The sequence below is a fragment of the Candidatus Borrelia fainii genome, from assembly GCF_027925085.1.
GTDB classification, from domain to species: Bacteria; Spirochaetota; Spirochaetia; order Borreliales; family Borreliaceae; genus Borrelia; species Borrelia turicatae.
The window spans coordinates 1-12844 of sequence record NZ_AP027072.1 but is presented as its reverse complement, the minus strand read 5'-3'; the positions used below and the strand labels follow the sequence as shown (position 1 = coordinate 12844).

The 12844-nt window shown below is 29.8% G+C and carries 10 protein-coding genes and 2 pseudogenes; all 12 read left to right on the top strand.

The window, feature by feature from the left end:
- The first annotated feature begins 234 nt into the window (after nucleotides 1-234).
- On the top strand, nucleotides 235-1173 hold the full coding sequence (locus QMG63_RS05010; protein ID WP_281862310.1) for a variable large family protein: 939 nt from the start codon (nucleotides 235-237) through the stop codon (nucleotides 1171-1173).
- Between the two features lie 322 nt (nucleotides 1174-1495).
- A pseudogene (gene bdr, locus QMG63_RS05005) lies at nucleotides 1496-1829 on the top strand (Bdr family repetitive protein).
- A 241-nt stretch (nucleotides 1830-2070) separates the two neighbouring features.
- Entirely contained in the window at nucleotides 2071-3021 is a 951-nt protein-coding gene (locus QMG63_RS05000; protein WP_425592814.1) for a variable large family protein, read from the top strand.
- A gap of 679 nt (nucleotides 3022-3700) precedes the next feature.
- On the top strand, nucleotides 3701-4303 hold the full coding sequence (locus QMG63_RS04995) for a Vsp/OspC family lipoprotein (RefSeq protein WP_281862308.1): 603 nt from the start codon (nucleotides 3701-3703) through the stop codon (nucleotides 4301-4303).
- Between the two features lie 290 nt (nucleotides 4304-4593).
- Nucleotides 4594-5457 (top strand): P12 family lipoprotein, encoded by an 864-nt coding sequence (locus QMG63_RS04990; protein ID WP_281862306.1) that lies wholly within the window; start codon nucleotides 4594-4596, stop codon nucleotides 5455-5457.
- Between the two features lie 143 nt (nucleotides 5458-5600).
- Nucleotides 5601-6174: pseudogene (gene thyX / locus QMG63_RS04985) on the top strand (FAD-dependent thymidylate synthase); the annotation flags it as partial.
- Between the two features lie 48 nt (nucleotides 6175-6222).
- Complete coding sequence (gene bdr / locus QMG63_RS04980; protein ID WP_281862303.1) at nucleotides 6223-6810, top strand: Bdr family repetitive protein; 588 nt, start codon at nucleotides 6223-6225, stop codon at nucleotides 6808-6810.
- Between the two features lie 221 nt (nucleotides 6811-7031).
- Nucleotides 7032-8027: a variable large family protein gene (locus QMG63_RS04975; RefSeq protein ID WP_281862301.1), complete on the top strand. Its 996-nt coding sequence runs from the start codon at nucleotides 7032-7034 to the stop codon at nucleotides 8025-8027.
- Nucleotides 8028-8709: 682 nt separating this feature from the next.
- Nucleotides 8710-9351, top strand: a complete 642-nt coding sequence (locus QMG63_RS04965) for a Vsp/OspC family lipoprotein (RefSeq protein WP_281862299.1) — start codon at nucleotides 8710-8712, stop codon at nucleotides 9349-9351.
- Between the two features lie 277 nt (nucleotides 9352-9628).
- Complete coding sequence (locus QMG63_RS04960) at nucleotides 9629-10522, top strand: P12 family lipoprotein (RefSeq protein WP_281862297.1); 894 nt, start codon at nucleotides 9629-9631, stop codon at nucleotides 10520-10522.
- A gap of 139 nt (nucleotides 10523-10661) precedes the next feature.
- A complete protein-coding gene (gene thyX, locus QMG63_RS04955; protein ID WP_281862296.1) occupies nucleotides 10662-11486 on the top strand; it encodes an FAD-dependent thymidylate synthase in 825 nt (274 codons plus the stop codon).
- A gap of 99 nt (nucleotides 11487-11585) precedes the next feature.
- On the top strand, nucleotides 11586-12152 hold the full coding sequence (locus tag QMG63_RS04950; protein WP_425592813.1) for a hypothetical protein: 567 nt from the start codon (nucleotides 11586-11588) through the stop codon (nucleotides 12150-12152).
- Nucleotides 12153-12844: the final 692 nt, after the last annotated feature.

Genomic DNA, 12844 nt, shown 5'->3' with positions numbered 1-12844 from the left:
TATTTAATTACTCCTTATTTAATTGACCTTCTGTCAATTATTTCTTTTAGTCATTTTTTTTACAAAAATCATTTAAATCATTTAAATTCTTGTTAACAACAATTCATACATACTAGTTGTTTCATTGTTTTTAGTCTTTGCAAATATTAAGGTATCTATGTTCTTAAGCTTTTATTTTGCTTATCAAAGGTTGTTAGCCATTTTTCCCTTGAGTTAATAAGGAGGCACGTAATAATGAAAAGAATTACTTTAAGTGCGTTATTAATGACTTTATTTTTACTTCTTAGCTGTGGGAGTGGCAGTGCTAATGTTGAGGATCCTAAGAGTAAATTTTTAAATGTGTTTACGTCTTTTGGTGATATGGTAACTAATGCTTTTGGCATTAAGGCAGATACTACGAAAAGTGAGGTAGGGAAGTATTTTGCTGCTATTGAAAAAACTATGATATCAGTAAAAAAGGAGTTGCAAGACGCAGTTGCTAAGAATGAGAATTACTCAAAAGTTAAATCACTTGTTGATACATTGACTGGAAAATTAAAAAAGATCGCAGAAGGGGCTAAGACCGCTGGTGAGGCTATTGGTTCTGATTCTAATGACCCAATTGCTAATGTTGCTGCTCATGATGCTGCTGCAGGTGTTGCTGGTACTGGCGTCAATAACTTAGTAAAGGGCATTAAAGATATTGTAGATGTGGTACTTGATGGAAAGGGAGATGCTGAGGCTGGTGATGATAAAAAGGCTGAAGATGGTTCTACTGCAAGAACAGCTGCTGATGGGGCAGGAAAACTATTTGCTTCTGATAATGCTGGTGCTGCTGATAGTGCAAAGAAGTCCGCAGCTGATGCTGCTAAAGCTGTTGGGGCTGTAACTGGTGCTGATATTTTAAAAGCTATGGTTAAAAATGGCGCTAGTGCAGCTGCTAATGCTGCTAAGGCTAATGCTAAAGATGCTACTATTGCAGGTGCTATTGCTTTAAGAGCTATGGCTAAGGGAGGTAAATTTGCTGGTCCTAGTGCTGCTGATCAAGGAGCTGTTGCTCCTATAGTTAAAGGTGCTGCTGTAAGTGCTGTTACTAAAGCATTAAATACTCTTACCATAGCAATAAGAAATACTATTGATAGTGGTTTAAAGTCAATAAATGATGAACTAGCAAAAGGTACTATTACACCTTAAAGCTCAACTGGTGGACAATAATAGAGAATTATTAATAAAACATACATAACTAAATAAAGTCATTTGAGGGAAACTCTTCTTTTCATAAGAATTGTTTTCCTTTTTTACTATCTGTAGTAATACTTAGGTCTAAATAATATTGGTAACAATCCTTTAACAACAGATTGATGGTACGATTGCATTTGAGTTTTTTGATAAACTAAAAAAAAATAGACTAAATACTTTATTTATACTTAGGGATTCTTTTAAATCACGTTTTACTTACATAACTTCCCTATAACATTTAACATATTATGTTATAATTATATATAAGGGTATTTTTATGGGACTTGCACAACCAGTAATTACTCAACAAATGGTTATAGCTGAACTTAACTAGCGCTGGTATTAATAGAGATATTGCTATTGAGCTTGCTTACATATATTATAAAAATGAGTTGAAATCCGATATTAAAGACCTGGATAATAAAATTGATACTGTTGAGAATAATCTTAATTCCAAAATAGATACTAAATTCAATGAACTTGATAATAAGATTGATGTTAATAAAATGGAACTTAAGACTACATTAAAACTTCATGGTTGGATGTTTGGAACCCTTATTACACTTAATATAGGAATATTTTTAGCATTAATGTCATTATTAGTAAAGTAAATTTATTTAATTAGCCTCTTATTTAATTGACCTTCTGTCAATTATTTCTTTTAGTCATTTTTTTACAAAAATCATTTAAATCATTTAAATTCTTGTTGACAACAATTCATACATACTAGTTGTTTCCATTGTTTTTAGTCTTTGCAAATATTACAGTATCTATGTTCTTAAGCTTTTATTTTGCTTGTCAAAGCTTGTTAACCATCTTGCCCCCTTTAAGTTAATAAGGAGGCACGTAATAATGAAAAGAATTACTTTAAGTGCGTTATTAATGACTTTATTTTTACTTCTTAGCTGTGGGAGTGGCAGTACTAATACTGAGGAGCTTCAGAGTAAATTTTTAAATGTGTTTACGTCTTTTGGTGATATGCTTGGAGGTGTATTAGGGTTTGATACTACTGCTAAGAAGTCTGATGTTGCAGCTTACTTTAAAACCGTTCATGATACTGTACAAGGTACAAAGACATCCCTTGATAAGATTTTATCTGATATGCAATCTGGGAAGTATCCTAATGCTGCTACAGCTGAGAGGGCTGTAAAAGAAGCTATTGAAACTCTTAGTAAGATAATTGATGGTGCTAAGACTGCTAGTGAGGCTATTGGTTCTGAGGGTACTGAGCTACTTGGTAATGTTGCTGCTAATAATGCTGGTGCTGCTGGGACTAACGTCGATAAACTAGTAGAAGGAATTAAAAGTATTGTAGACGTGGTACTTAAAGATAAAGGTAAACATGATGCTGGTACTGAGAAAAAGGCCGATGATCTTGCTGCAAGAACAGCTAATGCTGAGGGTGAAGCAGGTAAGTTATTTGCTTCTGATAATGCTGGTAATAGTGCTGAAAATGCAAAAAAAGCTGCAGCTGATGCTGCTAAAGCTGTTGGGGCTGTAACTGGTGCTGATATTTTACAAGCTATTGTTAAAAATGGCACTAATGCAGCTGATGATGCTGCTAAGGCTAATGCTAAAGATGCTACTATTGCAGGTGCTATTGCTTTAAGAGCTATGGCTAAGGATGGTAAGTTTGCTGGTAAGTCTGATGCTGCTGAGTATGCTCCTGAAGTTAAAGGTGCAGCTGTAAGTGCTGTTACTAAAGTATTAAATACATTAACTATTGCTATAAGAAATACTATTGATAGTGGTTTAAAGAAAATAAATGCTGAACTAGCAGCTGACGCTAGTGGAAAGCAATAAGGATTTATTAATAAAACATACATAACTAAATAAAGTCATTTGAGGGAGACTTTTCTTTTCATAAGAATTGTTTTCCTTTTTACTATCTGTAATAATATTTAGGTCTAAATATTATTGGTAACAATCCTTTAACAACAGATTGATGGTAAGATTGCATTTGAGTTTTTTGATAAACTAAAAAAAATAGACTAAATACTTTATGTTATACTTAGGGATTCTTTTAAATCACGTTTTACTTACATAACTTCCCTATAACACTTAAAATATTATATAATAATTACATAAGGAGTATTTTTATAGGACTTGCACAACCAGTAATTACTCAACAAATGGTTATAACTGATCTTAACTAGAGTTGGTATTAATAGAGTATTGTTATTGAGCTTGCTTACATATATTATAAAAATGAGCTTACTTATAAAGATATTAAATATTTAAAAGACTACTTTTAACCTTAAGCTTGAAAAGGTAGAAGCAACATTAAAGTCCAATATTAAAAGACCTGGATAATAATAATTGAATTTCTGTCAATTATTTTTTTTATAAAAATCACTTTTGTTGATTGTTTAATTACACACATTCTTTGAAATATTACAGTATCTATGTTCTTAAGCTTTTTTATGTTTATCAAAGTTTGTTAGCTATTTTCCCCCTTGAGTTAATAAGGAGGCACGTAATAATGAAAAGAATTACTTTAAGTGCGTTATTAATGACTTTATTTTTACTTATAGGATGTAATAATGGAGGAGCTACAGGAGAGATGGCAACAACTTCTGATGGGTCAGTAATTGATTTAAAAAAAGTAAGTACAGACATAAAAAATGCTGTTGTTTTTGCAGAAAGTGTTAAAGAAATAGAGACCTTAGTTAAGTCCGTAGACGAGCTTGCTAAAGCTATTGGTAAGAAAATTCAAGCAAATGGTCTTGCTGCTGATGCTGATAAAAATGGTTCTTTAATTTCAGGAGCATTTCAGATAATATCAACTGTAAAGACTAAATTGGAAGCATTGGAACAAACAGTTGGGCTTCCTAATGAATTAAAGGCAAAGGTTACTGTTGCTAAAGATGCAAGTAAGAAGTTTTTAGATAAATTGAAAGAAGAAAATGCTACTGATGATAATGCAAAGAAAGCTATAGATAGAAATAATGCTACTAAAGATAAAGGAGCTCAAGAACTTGGTGAGCTTAATACAGCAATTGATGCTTTGTTAATAGCTGCTGATGATGCAGTAAAATCTGCAATGGCAGGTCTTACAACTCCTAAGGCAGAAAAAACTAACTAGAAAATGAATAATTTAATTAATTATTATAAGATTAGTTTTTTTATTAAAAGTAAATAACTGAAAAATAAAGTCAATAAAAAGAAAGCTAGGAGCGGTATGGCTCTTAGCTTTTGATTTTTTATTGTATCTTTGTAAGATTCTTATGTTCTCTTTTAAACAATTACAAATTACACTGATTGTAGTAGTATTTTAAGAGGTTCTTTTTGTGCTTTTATTTTAAGTGTACTACATTTTATGGTAGTTGTTATGAATTAAAAGTTAAGTAGGGTTATAACCTGCTAGGGGGCGATATGAATAAGAGTATTTTGCCATTATTTGTTTTAATATTTTTAAGTTTATTTTCATGTGATATAAATACCCTTAATGAAATGATGCTCAAATCAAGAGAAAAATATTTAAAACAAAGCAACAAGGTAGAAGATTTAAATCCTAAGGATGGAAAGCAAGAAGGTGAATTGGAAGAAGGCGTAAAACATCAAGTGGTTCAGGACTTTCCTTTAGCGCCTGTTAATAATATGAATAAAGAGATTCCAGTTCCTCAAAATTTCCCATACTATCCTTATCAAGAAGAAATAGATATAAAAGAAGAAGATTTAGTTCCAAGTACTAAGGAAGAAAAAGATGCACAAGTAGAAATTGAAAAGGTAAAAAGTGTTCTTAAAGACTATGGATTTGCTAAATTAATTGAAGACGCACGTGAACTTAAAGATAAATATGAGCAGTTAGAATCTAATTTTTATAGTACACTTTCAGCTCTCAAAAATAAAATAGGAAGTTATTCTAAAGAGAATAAGACAGAAAAACGGAAACTAATTCAATTGTTCAATCAGTTAAATGAAGAAAGGTCTCATGTTGATAGGTTGAGGATTCAAGTTGATAATGGTCTTTACGAGAGAATATCTGCAAAATCCTTTTTTGAGAAATCTCAAGACACTTTAAAAGAAGCTATTACCAAGAGATTAAAAAATTCAAAAAATTGGAGACATAGATTATCTTATGTACCAGCGCAATTATCTGGAATTGCACGAAGTGATGCAGAAAATGCTTTAACTCAATTAGAATCTTCTTCTTCTAAGATAGGTGAAGCAATGGGACGAAAGAAAGATATAGAAAATCTTATCCAAGATGCTAAGTCTTATTTAGAGAGTCTTTAATAGTAAAAGATCAGGTAAAGGTACTTTAAGATACCCTTTAATACCTAATGTTTAAAAAGGAGAGTCTTCTTTTAAATGGAGCTTTCTTAAATTTTATTTAGATAAGTTTCTAAAAATAATTATCTTTGGAAGTTGTTACTAATATGGAAAGAGAAGATTTATTAAATAAGGATTATAGAGTTTTTAAATAAGGGCTTTATAAAGATTATTGATTATATGGGTAGTGATGATAGGATCGTTCAGGCTGCAAGAATTTCATATCGCAGTGAAAGCATTAAAAGAGACAATAATGAACTTATTGATTATTTAATACGAAATGAACATACAAGTCCATTTGAACAAGTTGTCTTTACCTTTTATGTTAAGGCTCCCTTATTTATTGCAAGACAATGGATGAGACATAGAACAGCTAGGATTAATGAAGTATCTGGTTCTTATAGTTTAATGAGAGGAGAATTTTATCTTCCAGAAGATATACAAATTCAAGAGCTTGATAGTAATCAATGTGTGAATGAAAAAATGGAATCTCCTCAATTTACTAAAGATATATTACTTGAGTTAGAAAAAAGTCAAAAATATTGTTACAAGCTATATCAAGATATGATTAATTGCAATGTTTTAAAGGAAATATCTAGAATAGTTTTACCTTTAAGGTTATATACTAAATGGTATTGGCAGATTGATTTAAAAAATCTTTTTCATTTTATAAAGTTAAGATTCCTATAACACTTAACATATTATATAATAATTATATAAGGGGATTTTATGGGACTTGCACAACCAGTAATTACTCAACAAATGGTTATAGCTGAACTTACTAGAGCTGGTATTAATAGAGATATTGCTATTGATCTTGCTTACAGATATTATAAAAATGAGCTTACTTATAAAGATATTGAATATTTAGAGACTACTTTTAACCTTAAGCTTGAAAAGGTAGAAGCAACCTTACAATCCGATATTAAAGACCTTGATAATAAAATTGGCAACGTTAAAAATGAGTTAAAATCTGACATTAAAGACCTGGATAATAAGATTGATACTGTTGAGAATAATCTTAATTCCAAAATGGATGCTAAATTCAATGAACTTGATAATAAGATTGATACAGTCAAAAATGAGTTAAAATCTGACATTAAAGATCTGGATAATAAGATTGATACTGTTGAGAATAATCTTAATTCCAAAATTGATACTAAATTCAATGAACTTGATAATAAGATTGATGTTAATAAAATGGAACTTAAAAGTACATTAAGACTTCATGGTTGGATGTTTGGAACCCTTATTACACTTAATATAGGAATTTTTTTAACATTAATGTCCATAGTCTATTCATTGTTGAATAAGTAAATTTGAATTAAGTAAACCTTTTCTTTATTTGACTACATATCAGTTATTTTTTTACCAAAACCAATAAATTATTTTATTAATAATAATTTATCTTTGAGTATTGTTACATTCTCCGAAGTCTTTGTAAATAAAGGTGTATCTATTTTTATTTTCTGTTTTTATGTTTATCAAAGGTTGTTATCCATCTTGCTCCCTTTAAGTTAATAAGGAGGCACGTAATAATGAAAAGAATTACTTTAAGTGCGTTATTAATGACTTTATTTTTACTTCTTAGCTGTGGGAGTGGCAGTGCTAATGTTGAGGATCCTAAGAGTAAATTCTTACAATCCATTATTAGTTTAAGTAATGCTATTGGAGATGCTTTTGGACTTACATCAGTTAAATCTGATGACAATAGAAGTAAAGTTGGTGAATACTTTAAAAACATAGGCTATGGACTTTCAACAACTAATGATAAGTTAAAAAAGCTATCAAATGAAATATCTGAATCAAAAAATTCTAATGAAAGTGCAATTGATGCTGTTAAGGGTGCAATTAAAAGTGCTAGTGATGTCTTTGAAAAACTAATTGCTGCTTTAACTAAACTTGCTGGTGCTACTGGTAATACTGTTATTGGTGATGCTGGTGCTGCTGGTGCTGCTGCTGCTGATAAAGATAGTGTTAATACTGTTATTGGAGAAATTAAAAATATTATTGATGCAGCAGAAAAATCTGGAGTAAATATTGAAAAAGGAAATGCTGGTGCTACAGTAGATAATGGTAATGGACCTAAAGCATTAACAAACAATGCTCAAGCTAGTGAAGGTGATGCTGCTAAGCTAGCAGGTGAAGTTGCTAAAGCAGATCCATGGGCTATGATTGATAAGATTAAAAATTCCGCTGTTGTTGCTGCCCCTGCTGCCCCTGCTGCTGGTGATGATGCTGGAAAATTAGCTACTGGTACTGCTGCTGCTGCAAATGCAGGCACTGCAGCTACTAATGCAGACCTAGCAGCTGCTGTTGCTCTTAAGGCTATGACTAAGGATGGTAAGTTTACTCAACCCCATGCTAATGAGACTGAAGCAGTTAAAGCTGCTGCTGTAACTGCTGTAAATAAGGTATTAGGAGTTCTTGATTTTATAATTAGAAAAACAGTAGCAATCAATCTAGATAAGATAAGAAAAGCTGTTCAGTCTGAAACTACTACTGGAGCAGCTGAAGCTAGTGAAAAGCAATAAGGATTTATAAATAAAACATACATAATTAAATAAAGTCATTTGAGGGAAACTCTTCTTTTCATAAGAATTGTTTTCCTTTTTTATTATCTGTAATAATACTTAGGTCTAAATATTATTGGTAACAATCCTTTAACAACAGATTGATGGTACGATTGCATTTGAGTTTTTTGATAAACTTAAGAAAATAGACTAAATACTTTATGTTATATTAGTTACCTCTTAAATCACATTTTACTTACATAACTTCCCTATAACATTTAACATATTATATTATAATTATATATAAGGGTATTTTTATGGGACTTGCACAACCAGTAATTACTCAACAAATGGTTATAACTGATCTTAACTAAAGCTGGTATTAATAGATATATTGCTATTGAGCTTGCTTACAGATATTATAAAAATTAACTTACTTATTAAGATATTAAATATTTAAAGACTACTTTTAACCTTGAGCTTGAAAAGGTAGAAGCAACATTAAAGTCCAATATTAAAGACCTGGATAATAATAATTGAATTTCTGTCAATTATTTTTTTTACAAAAATCACTTTTGTTGATTGTTTAATTACACACATTCTTTGAAAAATATTACAGTATCTATGTTCTTAAGCTTTTTTATGTTTATCAAAGTTTGTTAACTATCTTGCTCCCTTTAAGTTAATAAGGAGGCACGTAATAATGAAAAGAATTACTTTAAGTGCGTTATTAATGACTTTATTTTTATTTATAGGATGTAATAATGGAGGAGTTAAAAAAGGGGAGGCAACAACTTCTGATGGGTCAGTAATTGATTTAAAAAAAGTAAGTGAAAAGATAAATGATACTGTTGCTTTTGCAGCTGATGTAAAAGAAGTTCATACTTTAGTTGAGTCAATAGATGAGCTTGCTAAAGCTATTGGTAAAAAAATTAAAAATGATGGGACTCTTGAGGATGAGAAAGACAAAAATGGCTCATTGCTTGCAGGTGTACATAGTGTAATATCAGCTGTAAAGACTAAATTGGGACTATTAGAGAATAAAGAAGGGCTTTCTGATGAATTAAAGGCAAAGGTTACTTCTGCTAAATCTTCAAGTAATAAGTTTTTAGAAACAGTGAAAAGCAAACATAATGATCTTGGTAAAAATGAAGTTACTGATGATAATGCAAAGAGTGCTATTGATAGAATTGGACAAAAGAATGGGGATAAAGGAGCTAAAGAACTTGGTGAGCTTCATACAGCAATAAAGACTTTGTTAACAGCTGCTAAGGATGCAGTAACATCTGCAATTACAGCGCTTACACCTGCTAAGGCAGAAAAAACCCAACTAGAAAATAAATAATTTAATTAATTATTATAAGATTAGTTTTTAATTAAAAGTAAATAACTGAAAAATAAAGTCAATAAAAAAAAGCTAGGAGCGGTATGGCTCTTAGCTTTTGATTTTTTATTGTATCTTTGTAAGATTCTTATGTTCTCTTTTGAACAATTACAAATTACACTGATTGTAGTAGTATTTTAAAAGGTTCTTTTTGTTCTTTTATTTTAAGTTTACTACATTTTATGGTAGTTATTATGAATTAAAAGTTAAGTAGGGTTATAACCTGCTAGGGGGCGATATGAATAAGAGTATTTTGCCATTATTTATTTTAATATTTTTAAGTTTATTTTCATGTGATATAAATACCCTTAATGAAATGATGCTCAAATCAAGAGAACAATCTTTAAAACAAAGCAACAAGGTAGAAGATTTAAATCCTAAGGATGGAAAGCAAGAAGGTGAATTGGAAGAAGGCGTAAAACATCAAGTGGTTCAGGACTTTCCTTTAGTGCCTGTTAATAATATGAATACAGAGATTCCAGTATTTAAGAATCACCCATACTATCCTTATCTAGAAGAAATAAATATAAACGAAGAAGATTTACTTCCATTTACTAAGGACGAAAAAGACGCACAAGAAAAAATTGAAAGGGTAGAAAGTCTTCTTAAAGGTTCTGGATTTGCTAAATTAATTGAGAATGCACGTGAGCTTAAAGATGAATATGAACGATTAAGAGTCGATTTGTATAATATACTCTCAAAACTCCAAGAGAAAAGAAGTTTCAAAGGGTTGAGTCTAGGAAGGGATAAATTTAGGAAAAATAGCATGGAGATAGAGAATGTAAATCGTTGGTACAGTTGGGTAAGGGAAGAAGATTCTAATTTTGAGAGGCTTATAAATGAAATTGATATTGCAATACAAGGTATAGGGTCTGCAGAATTTTTTTTTAAGAGAGCACAAGACACTTTAAAGGAATCCATTATCAAAAGATTAAAAAATTCAGCAAATTGGAGACATAGATTATCTTATGTACCAGCGCAATTATCTGAAATTGCACGAAGTGATGCAGAAAATGCTTTACGTCAATTAGAATCTTCTTCTTTGAAGATAGGTGAAGTAATGGGAAGAAAGAAAGATATAGAAAAACTTATTCAAGAAGCAAGATCTGTTCTAGTAGGTTTTAGGAGATAAGAAAATATATATATAAATATATTTTATAATACTAATGTTTGAAAAGGAGAGTCTTCTTTTCAATGGAGCTCTCTTAAATTTTATTTAGATAAGTTTCTAAAAATAATTATCTTTAGAAGTTGTTTTTTTGAATACTAATATGGGAAGAGAAGATTTATTAAATAAGGATTATAGAGTTTTAGATAAAGGCTTTATAAAGCTTATTGATTATATGGGTAGTGATGATAGGATCGTTCAGGCTGCAAGAATTTCATATCGCAGTGAAAGCTTTAAAAGGGACGATAATGAACTTATTGATTATTTAATACGAAATGAACATACAAGTCCATTTGAACAAGTTGTCTTTACCTTTTATGTTAAGGCTCCCATATTTATTGCAAGACAATGGATGAGACATAGAACAGCTAGGATTAATGAAGTATCTGGTTCTTATAGTTTAATGAGAGAAGAATTTTATCTTCCAGAAGATATACAAATTCAAGAGCTTGATAGTAATCAATGTGTGAATGAAAAAATGGAATCTCCTCAATTTACTAAAGATATATTAATTGAGTTAGAAAAAAGTCAAAAATATTGTTACAAGCTATATCAAGATATGATAGATTGCAATGTTTTAAAGGAAATATCTAGAATAGTTTTGCCTCTAAGTTTATATACTGAATGGTATTGGCAGATTGATTTAAAAAATCTTTTTCATTTTATAAAGTTAAGATTGGGATTAAATGAATCGAAAGAAGTTAATGAAAATTCATCAAAAGAAATGCGTGAGTATGCCAATATATTGCTTGATATTATTGAAAAAATTGTGCCAATTGCTGCTAAAAGCTTTAAAAATCATATTTTAAAAGGATGTAGATTTTCTTATGAAGAAATAATGGCAATTTCTGCTGCTTTAGATACCAGTAAGTTAAAATTGGATAGTAAAGCATTAAATAGATTAAAAGATAAGCTTAATATTAAATAGTAAACAAAGTTTCCCCTTTTATTGAATTATTGTAATAATGATATATATTTTATAGAAAATAATTGAATTTTATATGCGGTGACTAAGGATATGAATTTTATGTATAGTAGGTTTGTTTTTATATTTTGTGTGACTTGTTTTATAAGTTGTGATTTATTCAAAAATAATAGTAATCAAGGTCATTTATCGAAAGACCTAGAAAGTATTAATTTAAAATCAGATTGGAAAAGTAATCTTGGACTTAATAAAGAAGAGCTTGATACATTAACTTTTTTTGTCAATGCATTAAAAGATGAATTTACAAAAACATATACTAGCGCAGCTAATTTTAATTTTTATTTAAAAGGAGATGTGTTTAAGATAGAAGAATATATAAAAAGGTTTTTATTAAAACTGAAAGATAAGGGTAAAGTTAAAGAACTGATTAGTTATATTAAATATGGTAGAGACAATTCACCTAATGTAGAGGGTAGAGATGAAAGTCTTAATATAGATGCGGAAGAGCATTATAGACTAGAGAGTAGACTTGCTAGTGTTTTTGATAATTATTTTATGTTCTTAAATTCCCCATCTCCGCTTTTTGGTGGTGATCCTGAAGATAAAGTATTGAATGGTATTAAAGATGTGTGTTATGAGTTTAGAGCTTCACATAAACCTTCCAGATAGGATTTATCTTATATCATGATATAATGTAGGTTCAGCAGTTGATATAATTGATAAGATATTTTGGAAATTATATGTTATTTGCAAATAAACAATCACAAAGATATTATACACATCCTAATGATACTGTTGCGTTTAACAAATTATTAAAATTTTTCCCAAGTCCTTCTTTTGTAAATTTTTAGATGTTTTTTAGCTTTAACTCTGGCAATTTCAAGTGAGTTCAAAGATCGCAATAAACTTTGTAAGAGTAGGAGAAAAGAACTCAGGAATCAGATTAAATAAACTTGAAATAAATAAATGTAATTAACAACATGGTGAAAAGACCAGTCAGTGCTGATCTGTCAGCAGTGTGGATAGAGCAGTCGCTAACTTTTTTGTTGTTTTTTTAAATAACAAATGAAATAGTTAAAATCAAAGTCATTTTGCATTGAAGAAAAAAAAGGCTTCCATTAAGTTTTTAATAACATTATTATCATTTGTATTAATACTTAGTGTATTAAAATTATATGTACTATTGATTAATTGTTTTTTGTGTTATTTTTCTGCTTTCATAGTTTGATTCATCATCGTCTTCTTCTTCATATTCAAACTAAGAGCAAAGCTTTTTTAAATTTTCTATGTATTTATAGAGGTCGAAAAAAAGAAGGTTGTTTAAGTAAAAGAATTATTATTATACAATACAAATATAAACT

What these genes read in the sequence shown, in the direction of transcription:
- QMG63_RS05000 (WP_425592814.1), top strand. Translation starts at nt 2,071, where the DNA reads ATGAAAAGAATTACTTTAAGTGCGTTATTAATGACTTTATTTTTACTT.
- QMG63_RS04975 (WP_281862301.1), top strand. Translation starts at nt 7,032, where the DNA reads ATGAAAAGAATTACTTTAAGTGCGTTATTAATGACTTTATTTTTACTT.
- thyX (WP_281862296.1), top strand. Translation starts at nt 10,662, where the DNA reads ATGGGAAGAGAAGATTTATTAAATAAGGATTATAGAGTTTTAGATAAA.
- QMG63_RS04965 (WP_281862299.1), top strand. Translation starts at nt 8,710, where the DNA reads ATGAAAAGAATTACTTTAAGTGCGTTATTAATGACTTTATTTTTATTT.
- QMG63_RS04990 (WP_281862306.1), top strand. Translation starts at nt 4,594, where the DNA reads ATGAATAAGAGTATTTTGCCATTATTTGTTTTAATATTTTTAAGTTTA.
- QMG63_RS04960 (WP_281862297.1), top strand. Translation starts at nt 9,629, where the DNA reads ATGAATAAGAGTATTTTGCCATTATTTATTTTAATATTTTTAAGTTTA.
- QMG63_RS04995 (WP_281862308.1), top strand. Translation starts at nt 3,701, where the DNA reads ATGAAAAGAATTACTTTAAGTGCGTTATTAATGACTTTATTTTTACTT.
- QMG63_RS04950 (WP_425592813.1), top strand. Translation starts at nt 11,586, where the DNA reads ATGTATAGTAGGTTTGTTTTTATATTTTGTGTGACTTGTTTTATAAGT.
- bdr (WP_281862303.1), top strand. Translation starts at nt 6,223, where the DNA reads ATGGGACTTGCACAACCAGTAATTACTCAACAAATGGTTATAGCTGAA.
- QMG63_RS05010 (WP_281862310.1), top strand. Translation starts at nt 235, where the DNA reads ATGAAAAGAATTACTTTAAGTGCGTTATTAATGACTTTATTTTTACTT.